The 1,990-nt window shown below is 41.5% G+C and carries 2 protein-coding genes and 1 pseudogene; all 3 read left to right on the top strand.

Going from position 1 to position 1,990, the window contains the following annotated elements:
* Positions 1-117, top strand: a pseudogene (locus tag HP456_RS23405) (sugar ABC transporter permease); the annotation flags it as partial.
* Between the two features lie 37 nt (positions 118-154).
* Entirely contained in the window at positions 155-1,693 is a 1,539-nt protein-coding gene (locus tag HP456_RS23400; protein WP_172255520.1) for an alpha-amylase family glycosyl hydrolase, read from the top strand.
* A gap of 93 nt (positions 1,694-1,786) precedes the next feature.
* Positions 1,787-1,990: LacI family DNA-binding transcriptional regulator (locus tag HP456_RS23395; protein ID WP_172255518.1), on the top strand; the 204-nt coding region annotated here is incomplete at its 3' end.

Genomic DNA, 1,990 nt, shown 5'->3' with positions numbered 1-1,990 from the left:
GAATTCACTACGTTTGCTGCAGGCTCTGTATTAATTGCAGTTCCTATCGCATTTTTATTCCTTTTCTTCCAGAAATACTTCGTTTCAGGATTGACGGCAGGGGGTACGAAAGGATAATCTTAAAGGCGTTACTAACTATTGAGGAGGAGCGGAGATGAAAAGAAGAGTACTATCTCTCATTTTAGTCCCGTTTCTTCTTTTTTACGCCCTTCCGGTAGGTGCAGTTGAAAAAGAAGAACGAAAGTGGCAGGATGAAACAATCTATTTTTTAATGGTAGATCGCTTTAATAATGGTGATACAAGCAATGACAAAGATGTGAACACAAAAGATCCCAGGGCTTATCAAGGCGGTGACTTCCAGGGGATAATCGATCGCCTGGATTATATCAAAGATATGGGGTTTACCTCCATTTGGCTGACGCCGGTCTTTGAAAACCAGCCTAAAGGTTATCATGGGTATTGGATTACAGACTTTTATAAGACTGAAGATCATTTCGGATCGATGAAAACGTTTAAGAAGCTTGTTGATGAAGCCCATAAGAGAGATATGAAGGTTGTTCTTGATTTTGTCGTGAATCATGTGGGGGAGGATCATCCCTGGACGAATGATCCTGAGAAAGAAGACTGGTTCCATGAGAAACAGCCCATGAATTTTTCGAATAAGGAAAGTCTTCAGAATGCCTGGTTATATGGCTTGCCTGATTTGAACACAGAAAATCCCGAGGTGAGAGAGTATCTTTTTGATGCTGCGAAATGGTGGATAGAAGAAACCGATGTAGACGGATATCGATTGGATACAGTACGACATGTGCCTCAGGACTTTTGGAAAGAATTCAGTAAAGAAGTAAAGTCGGTGAAAGACGATTTCTACCTTCTTGGCGAAGTGTTTGATCGTGATCCCGAGAAAATAGCGGAATATAATGATACAGGAATTGACGGTTTCGTTAATTTTCCTCAAGCAGAAGAATTACGTTCAGTATTTAAAAAAACGGATACCTCCATGGACCGTTTGTTTAATTTCTCTAAATATAATGAAACTTTCTATGAAAATCCTTACTTAATGGGAACATTTATAGACAATCATGATATGGAACGCTTCACACGATTGCTGGTACAGGAGAAAGTGTTTCCGGGAACCAGATGGAAGCTTGCGTTGACATATATGTACACAACTCCGGGGATACCGATTGTTTATTACGGATCTGAAATCGCCATTGATGGGGGCGAAGACCCTGATAACCGGCGACTGATGAATTTCAGGGCAGACAAAGAGTTGATCGATTTTATCTCAACACTGGGAAAGGTACGCAATGAATACCCTGCTTTGACGAGAGGAACGGTCGAACCGCTCTATGAAAAAGACGGTATGGGTATCTTTAAACGAACGTATAAAGATCAGACAGTGGTCGTAGCCATTAACAACTCGAGTAAAACACAGACGGTCGAACTTGATGCGGATGACCTCCCTGAAAATAAGGAACTTAAAGGCTTATTGACAAAGGATCTTGTACGAAGTGATGAGAGCGGCACCTATAAGCTGGCGCTTGATCGCGAAGAATCGGAAATCTATCTGCTTAAAGATAAAAGCGGGCTGAACATCCCGTACTTGGCTGCACTCGGAACCGTTTATGCATTGTTTTTATTATTCATTTATCTGGTATGGAAACGCGGAAGAAAAAACAGGAAATCATAAATAAAAGGCTCTATATGAGCCTTTTATAAAATGTAGAACAGGTTGAATTGGAAGCGCTTTAAGATCCTGAACTGAAGGGGGGAGGAAGGAACAATGGCTGTCACGATAAAAGATGTAGCGAAGCTCGCAAATGTCGCACCATCCACCGTTTCACGCGTAATTGCAAATAACCCGAGAATAAGTGAAAGAACAAAACAAAAAGTCAGGGAAGCGATGGAGCAATTGGGTTATCATCCGAATTTCATCGCAAGAAGTTTGGCAAATCAGTCAACCAGGGTTCTGGGGCTTGTTTTGCCC

The organism is Bacillus haikouensis, assembly GCF_013179555.1.
Lineage (GTDB): Bacteria > Bacillota > Bacilli > Bacillales > Bacillaceae_B > Rossellomorea > Rossellomorea haikouensis_A.
The sequence above is the reverse complement of the archived record's forward strand: the minus strand, read 5'-3'. Positions and strand labels throughout refer to the sequence as shown.

Bases quoted from the DNA above. Each gene is read 5' to 3' on its own strand.
- HP456_RS23400 (WP_172255520.1), top strand. From the start codon at position 155: ATGAAAAGAAGAGTACTATCTCTCATTTTAGTCCCGTTTCTTCTTTTT.